This window comes from Nitrosospira sp. NpAV, assembly GCF_000832065.1.
Taxonomy (GTDB): domain Bacteria; phylum Pseudomonadota; class Gammaproteobacteria; order Burkholderiales; family Nitrosomonadaceae; genus Nitrosospira.
The window spans coordinates 13271-28721 of record NZ_JXQM01000031.1 but is presented as its reverse complement, the minus strand read 5'-3'; the positions used below and the strand labels follow the sequence as shown (position 1 = coordinate 28721).

General features: G+C 50.5%; 11 protein-coding genes. 6 read left to right on the top strand and 5 right to left on the bottom strand.

Annotated features, from left to right (window positions below; all coding sequences use genetic code 11):
- Nucleotides 1-671: 671 nt before the first annotated feature.
- Nucleotides 672-1628: an urea transporter gene (gene yut / locus SQ11_RS14630; RefSeq protein ID WP_041514927.1), complete on the top strand. Its 957-nt coding sequence runs from the start codon at nt 672-674 to the stop codon at nt 1626-1628.
- Nucleotides 1629-1879: 251 nt separating this feature from the next.
- Entirely contained in the window at nt 1880-2149 is a 270-nt protein-coding gene (locus tag SQ11_RS14625) for a helix-turn-helix domain-containing protein (RefSeq protein ID WP_198140893.1), read from the top strand.
- 60 nt (nt 2150-2209) lie between these two features.
- On the opposite strand, the gene SQ11_RS14620 is transcribed toward SQ11_RS14625, so the two are convergent.
- The 3 genes from SQ11_RS14620 to SQ11_RS14605 form a co-directional block, all read right to left on the bottom strand.
- Nucleotides 2210-2986, bottom strand: coding sequence for a carbonic anhydrase (locus SQ11_RS14620; protein ID WP_041514925.1), 777 nt, complete (start codon nt 2984-2986; stop codon nt 2210-2212).
- Nucleotides 2987-3015: 29 nt separating this feature from the next.
- Nucleotides 3016-3477: a nickel-responsive transcriptional regulator NikR gene (nikR, locus tag SQ11_RS14615; protein WP_041514924.1), complete on the bottom strand. Its 462-nt coding sequence runs from the start codon at nt 3475-3477 to the stop codon at nt 3016-3018.
- A gap of 1124 nt (nt 3478-4601) precedes the next feature.
- Entirely contained in the window at nt 4602-6578 is a 1977-nt protein-coding gene (locus SQ11_RS14605; protein WP_232298023.1) for a TonB-dependent receptor, read from the bottom strand.
- A 625-nt stretch (nt 6579-7203) separates the two neighbouring features.
- Here SQ11_RS14605 and SQ11_RS14600 point away from each other — a divergent pair.
- The 4 genes from SQ11_RS14600 (at nt 7204) to SQ11_RS14585 (ending at nt 10426) form a co-directional block, all read left to right on the top strand.
- On the top strand, nt 7204-8169 hold the full coding sequence (locus SQ11_RS14600; RefSeq protein WP_041514922.1) for a metal ABC transporter substrate-binding protein: 966 nt from the start codon (nt 7204-7206) through the stop codon (nt 8167-8169).
- 4 nt (nt 8170-8173) lie between these two features.
- On the top strand, nt 8174-8962 hold the full coding sequence (locus SQ11_RS14595; protein ID WP_041514921.1) for a metal ABC transporter ATP-binding protein: 789 nt from the start codon (nt 8174-8176) through the stop codon (nt 8960-8962).
- Nucleotides 8963-9913, top strand: coding sequence for a metal ABC transporter permease (locus SQ11_RS14590; protein WP_084226901.1), 951 nt, complete (start codon nt 8963-8965; stop codon nt 9911-9913).
- Between the two features lie 210 nt (nt 9914-10123).
- A complete protein-coding gene (locus SQ11_RS14585; protein WP_041514920.1) occupies nt 10124-10426 on the top strand; it encodes a hypothetical protein in 303 nt (100 codons plus the stop codon).
- Between the two features lie 125 nt (nt 10427-10551).
- Here SQ11_RS14585 and SQ11_RS14580 read toward each other — a convergent pair whose 3' ends face one another.
- Together SQ11_RS14580 and SQ11_RS14575 are read right to left on the bottom strand one after the other, a co-directional pair.
- Nucleotides 10552-13152 carry a GGDEF and EAL domain-containing protein gene (locus SQ11_RS14580; protein ID WP_052494291.1) on the bottom strand — a complete coding sequence of 867 codons (2601 nt, stop codon included), beginning with the start codon at nt 13150-13152 and terminating at the stop codon, nt 10552-10554.
- Nucleotides 13153-13700: 548 nt separating this feature from the next.
- Nucleotides 13701-15380: an alpha-glucosidase gene (locus SQ11_RS14575; RefSeq protein WP_041514919.1), complete on the bottom strand. Its 1680-nt coding sequence runs from the start codon at nt 15378-15380 to the stop codon at nt 13701-13703.
- Nucleotides 15381-15451 lie beyond the last annotated feature (71 nt).

The following is a 15451-nucleotide window of genomic DNA, read 5'->3' as shown; positions in this document are numbered from 1 at the left end:
GAGAACAGCCGCCTGCGCACCACGCTGGAGTCGGGAGAGGAAGTCGCTATTTTTACCGCGCGTGGATCACGGCCACCGCATGGAAGTTTCTGGAATGGTGAAAGCAATGGGTAAAACCCCTATTGCGGGACCCGGCGCCAGCTGCAGCTCAGCATATCCTGAGCGCGAGGAACGTGGCAACCTCAAAAAGGTTGCCACGTACGGGCGCGTAAAGTCATGCCACGACTGCCGGCATGAAGGGGTATTTTATTTTGCGGAAAACTCCCTTGTCTGGGAACAAACGAGATATTGCAGAAAAGGGGGCAAATATGGCAGGTGTTGCGCGTTGTATCAACATAAATGGATATGTAAATGAAATTCATAAGCCTGCAATGCAGCCTGAAATAAGCATATGAGTGCTAGACAACAAAAGCTTGGGTAACCATGATGCAGCCAGCCTCCCTATTAGGCCGGCTGCGCTTCCCGGCGCTCGAAGACCACGAGCGCCGGGGCTGTCACCGTTGAGATCAAGGCGCAGCGTTTTTCCAGCCATGCGAGCGTTTAGATTTTTCCTCGCGGAGGATTTCGAAAAGATCGGATTTTCAGTCGAATTACCGGGATGACATACTTTCTGGATAGTCATATTACTAAAAATAGCTCGTTATCATAAAGAAACACAGGAGGGAATTAAAATGGAATGGTCACTAACGATAGATAGGGCAATGCCCCGCCCGTTACGCGTGGTTCTGAGGGGCGTGGGACAGGTATTTTTCTGCTGCAATGCAGTAACGGGATTCATTTTCCTGGTGGCGCTTTTTATCGGCGGGGTAACCGCGGGCGCAGCGGCAACCGTGGGGGTGATAAGCAGTACCGTTACCGCTTATCTCCTCGGTTTTTCCGAAGATGATGTCGATGCAGGGTTGTACGGATTCAATGGCACACTGGTCGGCCCCTGCCTGTTTCTGTTCCTGGAGAATTCTCCGCAGCTATGGCTGTATGTGGTCCTTGCCTCGGCCCTGTCAAGTATCGTGCTGGCGGCCTTGATGAGGATTCTCGGGCCCTACAAGATTCCGGCCTCGACGTCCCCCTTTGTGCTGACCTCCTGGATGTTCCTGGTCGCGGTCTATGCGTTCGACAGTTTCTCACGGGGTCCCGTTTTGCCGCCTGCCGGCACGCCGGCCGTGGTAGCGGATGCCATGGCGATTCCGGCTGAGATGTGGTTTACCGCCCTCACCAAAGGGGTTGCCGAAGTGATGTTCGCGGACAGCATCATCGTCGGCATTCTGTTTTTAACCGGCATCGCCATCGTGTCCTTGCGGGGCGCGTTGATGGCGGTGGGGGGTACGATTATCGGCGTGGGGTTTCCGATTCTGCTGGGTGCGAATCAGGGCATGATCGAGATGGGGTTGTATTCATTCAACCCGGTCCTGACTATGATGGCCGTAGGGTGGGTTTTTTTGAACCCGGATGGCAAAAGCGCAGCGCTGGCGGTCCTGGCGGGCTTTCTTACCGTGATTTGCCAGGCGGGGCTTGCGAGCTTCCTTGCGCCCATAGGCCTGCCTACGCTTACCTTCCCATTTGTTCTGGTGATGTGGATGTTCCTGTTTGCCGCAGGAAAATCAAAATATTGGGCGGAGGCCGACGCATAGAGATAAACGCTTAATGGCTATCGGCCCCTCCCCTCATGTCAAGTTGCCCATCAGGGGCCGATTAGCCACCCGTTCGATCCTCCAGCCTTCGAGGAGATATGCGGCCTATTTAACGAAACGAAAAATTTTTACGCTATCAAGACGTTCAGGTGCTTTAAATCCGGAATGCTGAGGCGGTTCTCAATATCTTCAGTCATTATTCATGATCAATTTTTATGCGACATAAAAATCTCATGTTTACCCAACCTCAAATGTTTCATTTTGCCAGGGGCACAAGGCTTGCAGAGTTAAGGTGCAGATGTGCGCTTACCCAAAGTCAGCTGGGTGAGCTTTGCGGCGTCACCAAAGCCATTATTTCACAATGGGAAAGCGGTATTTCCAAGCCGGAACTCAGCAAGCTTATAGCGCTTCGTTCAAAACTCGATTTCTCCCTTGCGTGGCTGCTTACCGGCGTTGAAAGTAAAAATGGCACCGATCCTATGCGCGAGATCCAAGGGGAGAGTTTTTTTGATGGACCGTAGCTGTGGATAACTGATTGGCAACGGCCATAAGCCTACAAACTCGCCAATGGATATCTCCTGTCAGCGTGTGAGGGTGAATTCCCGGGGGAAAGCCAGATCAACTCTTCCGGTTTTAAGGCTATACACGCCGCCCACCACAAGAAGCTTCTTGTCCGCCACTAATTTACTCAAAATCGGCGGTTGTTTCTTCAGTTTGTCCACGTTGCGGACGACATTCATTTTGACCGCATTGTCATAACGATCACCTGGCATATTTTTTACTGCCCTGACCGCAGGCAGCAATGCGCTCGCCAGGGTTTGAATGTGACCGGGAAATTGCTCATTTTTATCGAGAGCATTGATGGCAGCCTTGACAGCGCCGCAGCTCTCATGACCGAGCACCATGATCAGCGGCGTATGCAATATGGCAGCCGCGTACTCGAGCGTAGCCACAAAATCGGTGGTTAAATAATTGCCGGCAACGCGAGCCACAAAAAGATCGCCACGCTGTTCATCAAAGCAGAATTCAGGGCTGACTCTTGAATCGGAGCAACTTAAAATACAGGCATAGGGGTTCTGTCCTGAAACCAGGGCCTCCCGGTCTTCGCTGAAATCCAAAGGCGTGGATTGTCCAGTGGCATAGCGCTCGTTGCCTTCCATCAATCGGTCTAGCGCCTGCTCAGGGGTCATGATGTTTTCCGGAAGGGGCGGGGCTTTGACGTTGGCAGCGAAAGACGTCCTTCCGGCTGTTCCGGCAATGCCCAAAGCCAGCGCGGAAGCCGCGGCCAGCTTCAGAAAATGACGCTTGCCTGGGTCCTGCTCAGGTTCTCCCTTTTTTTTATCATATAGCTCGCACATATCAAAAGCGCACTGGGTTGGCCTGGTAATCAGGTAAGAGGATTGCTGTGGATATGCTCCGCAGCCGTAGGGGAGTGCCGCACTTGCTTGATCTCTACCGGAACCATGTGCAATTTACCATGCCGCACCCCGCGTGCGGACATGACAAGATTGGCAAAGTTTTTTACCTGCCCAACCGGTCCGCGGAGAATGGCGACTTCGAGACAATCGTTATGGTCCATATGCACATGCATACTGGAGAGAATGAGATCGTGGTGATCATGTTGTACCGCCGCGATACGGTTGGCCAGATCGTTCTCGTGATGATTGTAGATATAGTTGAGCGTGGCGACACAGTGACCTTCATTCCAATCCTTCAATCGCTCGGTTTCCAGTTTCTCACGTATAAGGTCGCGCATCGCCTCCGAGCGGTTGGTATAGCCGCGTGTATTCATCAAATCGTCGAACTGTTTAGAGAGCTGGGTATCCAGCGAAATGGTGAGACGTTCCATGCTATTCGGGGAATATAGAAGATAACCAATCAAGGCCGCAATTGCGGAACTATAATCATTTTATTATAAGCGATTATGGCGATGGAAAGAAATAATCCACATAGAATGCTCAGCCTGCGAAATCAAGTCATGCCGGGGCCGTTTCATCGTGAGTGCCACCATTCAGTTTCTGCCGGATTCCGTGAGTGTTCCCGCGGATAATCGTTTGGATAATGGAAAACGACAGACTACCCATCTTCTATTTGGAATAGCCAATCTCCGGATGGTTGGAAATTGGAGGTAGCGAAGAAAACCATAGCGAATAGTAAATGCTCTTGGCACTACTACGGGGACACATCAGACATTTCAGGGATACAAAGAAAAAGCCCGGTGGGGTAGGTACCGGGCAAAGATCTCCTACAGAGAGATTCTGGAAAGAATTTAATGATGAGATAAGCGTTAAACGACGAACCCTTCTTCGTTATGGTGCTTAATCACTATATTCTAGTTGTCAAAAGCGAATGTATAGGTCATATTATCATAAGTATGAAAAAATAGTAATACTTATGCTTCAATAAACGGCTTATAAAAGGGAAATGCGCAGGACAGGGTATACGCTAGATTTTGAGCTAGGAAAGGTAGAAGAACATGAGCGTGTTCTGGATGAGGTTTTGGTCTCTTTGAGCATGCATGCGATGAAGAGGGAACTAAAGGAAAGTGATTATCTGGACGGGGGCGCATTGTGGGAGACGTTGCCCAAAGTTACACAGGAATTAATCAGGAATTTCAATCAGATACCAAAAGAAACGAGACCCGAAATGCTGGAACAGCTGCGTGGGATCTTAAAGAAAGATATGGAGGGTCCCCGTAGACTTATTAAACTATTTAAGGCTTAGTGATGGTGGACGGGTTTTCCTCGTGGAAAGACGAGGCAGTGAAACCACAGGGTAGCTTGTCGTTTTCCATTGACGGAATGAGTAACTCAGCCTGCATAAGCTTGATCCAATATAAGAGGTGAAGGAATGGAGGAAGTACGACGGTAACAATAGGGATTGACACTGATTGCTTATGTCGTCAATGCAGTAGACTTCCCTATCCCGGCTCTTGCTATGCTTCTATTTTTTGCAAGCCACGCTATCGAAGATTCAAAAGTTAGCGATAAGGCTGACGCGGAATGAACGGGTTTCCATAGGATGAAAGTGTTTGTCATCCACGCCGGCGGCCGGTTCGCCGGGGAGTCTGGACGTGTAGAAGTAGTCGATCGCATGTCCGTGCGTGTTCAACAGATTGAAACCTTGCAATATCACCCGCACCTTTTTGTCGATCTTGAAACCGATCTGGCCATTAAGCGTCATGGTATTGTCGGAATGAACGCTGTTATCCTCGGTTAACGGACGTTTACCGAAATAGCGGAACTGCATGCTACCAAAAAGAGGCCCGATGTTATCGATCGCAACCGCTACCTTGCCAACGCCCTGAATCGCGCCTGGAATATGATTCCCAGCAGGGTCCGAGCCGGTGAAGCGAGCTTTAGCCAGGGCATAGTCCACATCAACCGTCAACCAGTTATTGGGCATATAAAACGCGGAGACCTCTACCCCCTCGCGTTTGCTTGGACGGCTTGGCTCAGTGGTGCCAGCGTCGCCGACGAACAACAATTCAGAATCCATATCCAGCCGAAAAAATGCCACCGAGCCCTGGAGTCCGGGAAGGATCGCAGTGCGAAACCCGGTCTCATACCCCGTGGAGCGTACAAGAGGCGTGACCCTTCCCACGGCGTCGCCGGACTTGGGATCTATCGTAGTGGTGGTGCCGCGGGCATCATTGCTATGAAAGCTGCTTCCATAGTTGATGTAAAACTCGGTTTTGACCCATGGACCGAAGATGAAACTGAGCTTGGGATTAGTCATGCTGTCGTATTGCTGACCAGAGTTGACGCTGTTGTTGCTCTTGACATCGAACCAGTAATAATCACTTCGCACGCCGGTTACGCTGCGAAACTTCTCCAGCCATTGCACGCTGTTCTGGTAATACAACCCCACGCTATTCTCAACAATATGATCCCTGCGCGTAGTCGATAGCGTTTGCCGTTGCTTGGTGCTCAAGAGGCCATTATCGATAAAGTCGTTTTGAAACTGGACACCCACCGTATTTTCCACTGCAAAGCCAGCAATATTATTTACCCATGCGTGGCTCAGATTGAATGCCGACTGAAAGCGCTTGTCGAGCTGCGAAAATTGATCGCCGTTTACGGGGTCGTCCAGGAAGTAGGTAAAATTCGAAAAAAGAGCGAGGTTACTGTGAACCATATAAAGGTTTGCCTTGGTAATTCCGTAATCACTGGCGTGTTGCAGCGCACTGGACAGGCTGAAGCGGTGTGATTCACCGCCATCGCTGGGATCAATGGCACCGAGCCGTGGAACGAATCCACTGGCTACGCCGCGTTGGGGGATTTGATCGGTGGAGTTCCAGTTGGCCCCATACCCCATTGCGGTAATATTGAAGCGAGTATTACCCGTGTTTTGGCTATAGCGCAGCACCGTATTGAATTTTTTATAATTTTCTGCCGTGACCCATGGCCCATCCTTTGTGAGGAGTTCACCGGCAAAAAGAAGGGTACCGGGCCCAAAATCCCGGGATTTGGCCACCAGCCCCCGCATGTAGCCCTGGTTACCTACGGTATAATTGGCAATACCTACCGGCAATTTATCCACATAGCCAATGCTGACAGCACCGGCCGATGAGAAATCGCCTTGATCGGCGTAGTACGGGCCCTTCTGGTATTGAAGCCCGGACGCAAGTTCGGGAATCAGGAAATTGAGATCGGCATATCCCTGACCATGTCCGTGGGTGCGCTGGTTAACCAGCATGCCGTCGACCGATATCCGGAGGTCGGTGCCATGGTCGAGATTGAAGCCCCGTGCAAAATACTGGTTTGCTTTTCCCTCACCACTGTGTTGAGAGACAATCAATCCCGGAACGGTTTCAAGTAGTTCTCCCGGACGATAAACCACGCGCTGATCGAGCTGCTGCTTGAGAACTGTGCCCTCATTGGCTGAATTTGCCGATCCGATCAGATTGTTGGTTCTGCCTTTTACCACCACCTCATTGAGCGTTGGCACCCCAGCAGAGTGGGTTACACACGGCACCCATAGGACAATACCCATAAGCAGGCGGAAAATTGATGCGGGGATTAAAGTTGTGGCCCGGAATATTAATGCGTTGGCCTGAAGAAATGTAAGCCCATATTTCAGTCTTCGGTGATTCGTGGTTACCCGAAGACCAGTAAGAATTAAATCTTTGTTTTCTTTCGTGCTGTCGAGATATTTCAACGGAATGGTAAATAGCATGATTAGGGATCGGTTATTATTGGCATTATATCGTTAAGAAGTATTATTATTTATGAATACGTATGAAATCTGGCGAAAGAAAGACGCCTGCCTGTCGGGACTAGGGTAATGTAAAGTCAACATAACCACGCACCGTGTCAGGCATTCCTTACATATCTCATATTTGAACTGGAGTATAGTATGAGATATTTAAAATTCATCATACTAGTAACGGAAAAGTTCCCGGTATGATGTGAAGGAGAATCTTCATAAGATTGTAAGACGAAAATTAAAAAGTTCATACATTATAGTCATGGTGCGTACCGTTTTGTCAAACTACTTATCATGTTTCTTGTTTATCAGCTCAGAAGGCAAGCGGGCTTTGCTGCCCCGCCGATGAGATATAAGGGGGAGAGGAATGAAATCAGTCTGCTTCGGCACCAAGTTCTTATGGGTCTCGATCATCTTTTTCTTTTCGCAGGTGTCATATTCCGCGGATACGGATAAAAGAATCAATGTTGTTACCACAGTTGCTCCCATTACCAACATTGTGCGAAATGTCGGTGGGCGATATATAGACGTGACGGGGATTGTTCCTGATGGAACGGACTCCCATACTTTCGAACCGGTTCCTTCGGACGCAAAAATCCTCGCGGCGGCGGACATCATTATCGTGAATGGGCTCGACCTTGAGCTGCCCACGGTGAAACTGGCGGAAAAGGTTAAAAGGACGAAAACCCCGATTGTGCGGCTGGGTGATCGCACATTGCGGAAGGAGGACTGGCGGTATGATTTCAGTTTTCCTCGTGAGCATGGCCATCCCAATCCGCACCTGTGGCCCAACATCGCGCTGGCAATGCGCTATGCCGAGATCACCCGGGATAGTCTGACCGCGCTCGATCCGAAGAACAAGGAGGGCTATGTTGCCAATACGACGGCTTATCTAGCCCGGCTCCAGAAGCTGGACGACGCCATCTTTGATTGTGTGAAGAGCATCCCCGAAAAGAATCGCAAGCTGGTCACCTATCACGACTCCTTTGCCTATTTTGCCCCCCGTTATGGCATGAAGGTCATCGCGGCCATTCAACCATCGAGCTTTTCCGAGCCCCGCCCGCAAGAGATGATCCGCATCATCAAGCAGGTCAATAAGGAAAAGGTGCCGGCCATTTTTGGTTCCGAGGTTTTTCCGAGCAAGGCGGCGGAGCAGATTGCCCGCGAAACCGGGGCAAGGTTTATCGATCAACTTTCGGATGACGAACTTCCCGCTCCACCCCATGACTCCTTTATTGGCATGATGGTCAATAACATGGCGGTCATGACGGAGGCGCTAGGCGGCAACGCTGATTGCGTGGCGAATACCGACACCCGTAATATCACACCCTGATTACATGAGTTCCGCCGTTTACTTAAGCAATGTCACCGCTGGCTATGCGCATAATGTTGTGTTTACGCGCCTGTCGCTGGAAATTGGCGCTGGCCGCTTCGCGGGCATCGTTGGCCCCACGGGGTGCGGCAAGACCACCCTGCTTAAAACCATATTAGGTACGCATCCTGTCTTTTCGGGCAGCGTCCTTTTGAACGGTCAGCCCGTGGACAGCGTGCCACCGGGTGCTATCGGCTACGTCCCGCAGTTGGGCAGCGTGGATTGGAGTTTTCCGGTTACGGTGGAAGAAGTCATCATGATGGGTCTCTACACCAATCGGCGAATCTGGCCCTGGGCCAGCAAAGAGGAACGTGAACGTATTCATGATCTTGCCCACCGACTCGGTATTTATGACTGCCTGCAGCACCATATCGTGCATACCTCCGGCGGTCAGCGCCAGCGCGCGTTCCTTGCGCGCGCGTTGATAAATAATCCAAAACTGCTGGTGCTGGATGAGCCGACCTCCGGTGTTGATATCAAAACCCAGCATGAGGTATTGCATTTGCTGGGCGATATCAATAATGACGGCATTACCATTTTGCTCACGACGCATGATCTTAATGCCGTTGCTTCACATCTCCCCTGGGTGATTTGCTTCAATCACGGCATTGTGGCGCAGGGGAAGCCGCGTGACATCTTTACCAACGAGATACTGACCAGGACCTACGGCGGTGACCTTGTCATAGTCCGGCACGAGGGGCACTATCTGATCGCCAACAACACGCCTTTACACCTTACGAGCGGCCTTTCTTAAATGGAATTCCTGCTGGAACCCCTGGAGTATGAGTTTTTTCGGCATGGCTTGCTGGCCGCGCTGATGGTGGGGTCGTTATGCGGCGTGATAGGCGTTTACGTGATACTGCGCGGCATGAGTTATGTGGGTCACGGGTTGTCGCATGCGGCGTTTGGTGGCGCCGTCGTGGGCTTTACACTCAACTTCAATTTCTATGCCGGCGCGGGTGCAATGGGCCTGCTGGCTGCACTATTGATCAACCGGATCACCAGGAACGGGAAAATCAAGTCGGATGCCGCCATCGGTATCGTAACCACAGCCATGTTCGCTCTGGGCGTGATCATTATCAGCCGGGTACGGACTTTTACCCAAAGCTTCGAGGCGGCACTATTCGGCAATATTCTGGGTATTACCGGCGAGGACCTTCTGGTTATCGGATTGGTCACCGCCTCCACCATGACCGCCATGTTTTTCATGTACAGACCCCTGCTTTTCTCCACTTTCGATAATGAAGCGGCGCGAGTGTTCGGCATCAGAACGGGGATCGTGCAGTTGATATTTTCTATGCTCCTGACGCTGTCCATCATTGCTTCGATGAATGTCGTCGGCGTCACCATGATCGCCGCCACGCTTATCGCACCCGCGGTAACAGCGCGCATGATGACGGATAGTTTCAGCCGTATGCTGATTTATTCGACTATCATGGGTGCGATAACCGGCGTGGCGGGCATGTATCTGAGTTACATCCTTAATGCGGCCTCGGGAGCGACCATTGTGCTGTTTGGCGCGCTGTTGTTTTGCCTATCGCTGCTGATCAAGTTTATTCGTGAAAAATTCATGTTGCGCGTCAACCTTCATCGTCATGGTGACCTGATTCATACCCATCCACATGGGCAGGGGCATGGCGTGCCAAATGATAGGCCTGAAAACGGTAAAACGAATGCGGATCAGCCGGCTCAAGAAAATAGGTAATCTCGACCGGGTACCTATCCGTATCCGTTCCGCGCGATCTCAACGTGTCCTTCAAAGCTTGCCATCCTCGGTATCAGGCCGATCCATGATTCCTTGTATCGTGCATCGGATTTCTGCGTTGTACCAGAGTCCAATTGCCACAATTAGCAGAATGCGTAGGATGTGATTACCGCCGAGCTGCCGGTTGCAGCTCCCGACCACAGGAAAATCATGCACAGGATCATTGGAAGGGTGTTGCTGAAAGATACGCTTTTCTATTTGAGTAATCGAACAGGCATAATTATCGGCCTGTTTGGGCGGATATGGTTCCGTCCCTTGTGTTACAAACTATACCGCGTCGTTCAAGGAGTGCGGGAATGGTGCGATGGCATCCGGCAACGTCAACGTCAGGCTTCGGGCGAGGCTGAAGGACTGGGCTCGATCTACGACAAGCGCAAATGGATGGAAGCCTATTATGGAAAACCGAACAAGGCAACGAGTGGATGCTCCGGAATGGGTATGCATAATACATAGAGCGTCCTCATGGCGCGCGATATCGGTCCAGGAATACAATAATCGTCGTTGCATATCGCGTCGTCGATGGGTTGATCAATTCCTTGAGGTTCCGCCGGGCGGTTCGCGCGAACTCTGACGGGGATTTACGCCGGATATTTCCGTGTGCGTTGCATCAGGCTTTCGAACTCATCCACGGGTACCGGTTTCGAGAACAGGTTGCCTTGCCCGTAATCACATCCCGAAAGAGCCAGCAGACCACGCTGTTCTTCCGTCTCTATCCCTTCGGCGATTACCTTGATACCGAGTTTGTGCGCCATCACAATGATCGCCTCGCATAATGCTAAATCGTTGGAATCAGATGACAAACTTTGCACGAAGGATTGATCTATCTTGAGGTAGTCGATATCAAACCTCTTGAGATAGCCAAGGGAGGAATAACCGGTACCGAAATCGTCCATGGAAACTCGAACCCCCGCATTTCTGAAGGCAAGCAGTTTGGATGTCACGGCGGGACTGGCATCCATCAATAGGCCTTCGGTGATTTCAATGGCGAGGCTCTGTCCCGGTAATTCCAACTCACGCAGGAATTCAAGCCATGTTTTATGGAGATCAGCATCCTTGCGATACTGCACGGGGGAAGTATTGATACTGATCTGAAATTCAGCGCAGTGCGACCTTCGCCAATCCTTCACTTGCCGTACCGCCGTCCGGAAAACCCAATCACCGATATCCACGATCATTCGGGTTTCCTCGGCGATGGAAATGAAATCCGCGGGATTTACCAGACCAAGCTTCGGATGGTGCCAGCGCAGCAATGCCTCCGCCTTATGAACAATGCCGCTCGCAAGTTCCAGGATGGGCTGGTAATAGAGCTGAAACTGACCACCGGCAAGGGCGCCACGTAAATCACTGGCTAGCCGCATGCGGGTCTGGGCAGCTTCATGCAGGGTATGGGTAAAATAACTGGCGCAGTTTCGGCCTTGATTCTTGGCGGCATACATTGCCTGGTCGCCGTTTCTCACCAGCGCTTCCATGTCGCTAGCATCCTGCGGGTAAAACGTGACGCCTATGCTGGCTGATACGTAGGCCACTTCATTTCCCAGCCGGAACGGCTCGGCCATTTTGTGCAGGATGTCCCGGACAACGCGGTTGATGCTGATGGTATTATTCAGCCCGCCCAGAATCACGGTGAATTCGTCGCCGCCCAGGCGTGCCACGGTATCGATCCCGCGTATGCAACTGTTCAGGCGCCAGGCTGCTTCCTTGAGCAAGAGATCGCCGATGTTATGTCCATACGTGTCGTTGACTTCCTTGAAATGGTCCAGGTCAAGAAGAATCAGCGCGATCGATGATCCGGTACGGCTGGCTTTCTTGATTTCCTGCTCCAGACGGTTGTGAAACATATAACGGTTGGGCAGACTGGTTAGAGAATCGAAGTTGGCCTGTTCCCAGATCAGTTCATCAGTCTTCTTCTTTAGGGTAATGTCCGAGAACAAAGTGATCCATCGATGCACCGAACCCTCTTCATCATAGATAGCGTTAACCTTGCGCCACTCGGAATAGATTTCCGTGTTTTTGCGACAGCCTGTTATTTCTCCCTCCCAATGGCCAGTGGTCTCAAGCGAAGTTCGTATTGCCTGGAAAAAAAATTCATCGTGAAGGCCGCTGTCGAGAATGCCGGGATTCTTTCCCAGCACTTCATCGGGGGTGTAGCCGGTCACCCTGGTAAAGGCCGGATTAACGCTGATAATGATATTGTCCGCATTGGTCACCATCATCGCCTCGCTACTGTTCTCGAACACCATGGTGCCCTGGCGCATGGATTCTTCGGCCAATTTGAGCGCGGTGACATCTCGCTCAATTGCCGAAGCCATGGAGTTGAATGTGTTACCGAGCTCAGCCAATTCATTTTTTGTATCGATATCGCAGCGCGCGGTGTAGTCACCCTGTGTGAGCTGGATTGCCTGGCCACGAAGTTGAACAAGTGGCCGCAATAGGGTGCGGCGCGTATAGAAGATAGTCACCACAAGCGCAAACAACGCCATGACGATAAACACCATGACCAGCAGAATTTGCTGATGCAGGCGGGCGAGTTCGTCGTTGACTTTCGTCTGCGTTCGCATATTAATCAATTCCGTAAATTGCTGGATTGGCGCCATGATGGCGGCTTTCCCGGCGACATACCGCTCTCCGAACAGCAGCTCGATGGCAAATTCCTGATTCGGCGCCCGGTGGACGACAAAGTTGCCATGACCGTCGTCATAGAGTCCGTTTAAAGCCGCAATCGCCTGTTTTTCCAGGCGGGTCAATTTATCGGAATTCGTTTTGGCTTCCCGCATCAGGGCAATCTCCTGGTCGCTAAAGCCTTCGTTATCCATTATTTCCAACAAAGAAACGGCTTTGCCTTGCTCGGCAACGGAATCTTTTCCCGCATCCATAAGGTGCCAATAAGTCGCTGAATAGTGTAGGGGACGTGGCTTGACGCCTTCACGGATATCCAGTATCTCGAAAAAATGACGCTTATAAACCGGATTGCCGGTGGTCACATAGGTGCGTGCCATACGGGTGAGGTCTTCGGAATTTTGGAACAACTCGCCAGCAAGGAGCAGGGAACGGTAACGATGGCGTTCGCTGATGGCAATATCATTCTGAATGCCAAATGCCTGATAAACCATTGCTCCGATCGCAGTGAGAAGCAGCATCAGGATGATGGTGAAAAATTTTATAAAAAAACTTATTTTCATGGAATCCTTTCATGATTCGTGAAAGAGGATCTCAAGTTCCCATTAAGGGTGACCGTATTCTTATCTAGCAATAACGGTAATTAATCTCGTTTCAGACCTAAGCAGTCAAGTTCAGGAATGCGCTGATTCCGAGCACTGTGAGAGAGAGAACTTGCCCGGTGACTTTGCGCTGATGATCAACGCACGCCGCCATCAAAGTAACTCCTGTCATAAAACAGGATAATTGTACTGGATTGTACTAGAGAGTTTGCTCATTTAATCCATCCGGCATGAAGAATATTTCAAGTGCCCGGATGGAGGGCGGCTGTGGCGGATGGCCGCCATGGCGGGTCAACGATGAAATTGTACCGGTATCCCGCGTCACTTTGTGGCCTAAGCTTCCGTTACCCATTTAATCCGAATTGAGAACGTCAGTTTAAGTTTTCGGCAATCCCTTAATTCGTCGAGGGGCATACCAAGCGCGCCATGGTTGTTGAAGCGGATTCCGGGTCAAGCCCCGGAATGGTGGGGTTCATGGTATTTCCTTGACGGATGAGTTGCCCTGGAAGCTATTGCCGGCCAGGTATCACCACTCTTCCTTCAAATGGCTGTAGTTGATGGACTTCATTTTGATGGTGTGTCGATAGCAATATTTCCGCATTATGTACCGGATTTTTTACCCGCGACCGGGACATGTTGAGAAGTACCATATATTTTGTGCCGTGGAATATTCGAGAGTATGCCAATATCGCCTTACTGCATAATTCATGTGCGATCTCAAGACTTCCACTATTTAACGCGGGTGTTGCATTCCGAAGGCGAATCACTTTTTTGTAAAAATTGAGAAGCGAACAAGGCTCCGCCAACTGCTTCTCTACGTTTATATCCTTAAAGTTCTCAGCCACGGGCAGCCAGGGTTTCGCCGAATCGGTACAAAAGCCCGCATTCGATTTTTCATTCCATAACATGGGCGTGCGGCATTCATCGCGATTAAGTATCTCGATACTCCGGTCGATCAGGAATTGGGGGAGCCATCCATGCTGAATGGCTATTGCGTCTTTTCCCTGTTTCAAGGGAATCCTTACTCTGGGTATACCGATCTCATCCCCAAAATAAGTGAACGGTATGCCTCTGCATGTGAACTGAAACAACGCCAGCAGCTTGGCTTTTTCAATACTTCCTCCCAAGCGGGTAATGACACGCGTTCGGTCGTGGTTGGCGAAAACAAGGGTAGGTATCAGGGGGTCCGGAAAATGCTTCTCGAACGTCATTAACATCTCACGGTAACTCTTCGCTTTAAACGGTGTTGAAATGGCCTTGAAAAGGAAGATGGCGTTCAAGCCATTCCTGCCATTGTTGTAGCAGAATTTTTTGATCAGTTCTTCCTCGCCATGCGATTCGCCAATCAGGATTCTCTTGGGGTTATCGAACTCGTCCACCACGTTTCTTAGCTCGGTGGCGAATTCAAAGCTCTTTTCCTGAAGAAAATTGTTTTTCAGATTCTGAAAAAAAATGGTCAGCGATTTATCCGATGGTATCAATCGTAAACTGGGAGGGTTGCTTCGCAAATCCGGATCTTCATAGATGGCGCTGATGATATCCAGCCGGAAACCATCTACTCCTTTGTTGAGCCAGAATCTGGCAACATCGAACATGGCCTGTTTTACTTCAGGATTACGGTAGTTCAAGTCGGGCTGGAACGGCAGGAAGGCCGTGTAATTAAACTGCTTACGTTCGGGATAATAGGTCCAGGCTTTGTTGCCTGCCATGGCACGCCAATTATTCGGAGGTTTCGTGCCTTTTTTTCCCTTTCCATCTTTCCAGATATACCAGTCGGCTTTGGGGTTATTGCGGGAGCTTGCCGATTCCTTGAACCAGGCATGCTCATCGGAAGTGTGATTCAACACCAGGTCGAATACGAGCTTCATGTTTCTGCGATGCAGCTCTTGCACCAGCTTCTCAAACAGCGCCATATTTCCATACTGAGGAGAGATGGAATGATAGTCGCTGATATCGTACCCGAAATCTTTTTGCGGACTTTGCGTGAAAGGAGAAATCCAGATTGTTTCGAAACCAAGATCCTGGAGGTAATCGAGTTTTTCGATAATCCCCTGAATATCCCCGATGCCGTCGCCGTTAGTATCGTAAAACGAGCGTGGATAGATGTGATAAACCGTGGTTTTCTTCCACCACTCCGCGTCCGGATTAGTGGAGGAAATGGATTCCGAGCAATCCGTCGGCCTAACCATGTTTAAACGGGTTTTTGGCGAAAGAATGGTTGAAATGTAATTATCGTCCCGAATATGGATCTATTTTCTTC